General features: G+C 71.6%; 1 protein-coding gene. It reads left to right on the top strand.

Going from position 1 to position 257, the window contains the following annotated elements; translation table 11 throughout:
- A partial coding sequence (locus AC0MA3_RS26615; protein WP_474658364.1) for an E3 binding domain-containing protein occupies positions 1 to 257 on the top strand: 257 nt, incomplete at both ends.

Here is a 257-nt window from a genome sequence, read left to right as displayed (position 1 = left end):
CGGTCGAGCCTGCCGTTCCCAGCAAGCCGCTGGAGGCCGCCATTGCCGCGCCGGTTGCCGCGGTCGCGCAAACCCTGCCTGCTGTCGCGGACGGTGTCCGCGCAACGCCGTTGGCGCGGCGGATCGCAAGGGAAAGCGGGATCGACCTTGCGTCCGTTGCGGGCTCCGGCCCCAAGGGCCGGATTCAGCGCAGGGACGTCGAAGCCAATGTTGCGCAGGCACGGCCGGCGGCGGCCAATCCGGCTGTCACTGTTCCC

The organism is Paenibacillus sp. LS-5, from assembly GCF_056121505.1.
Note: the sequence above shows the minus strand (reverse complement) of the source record. Positions and strands in the feature narration are given on the sequence as shown.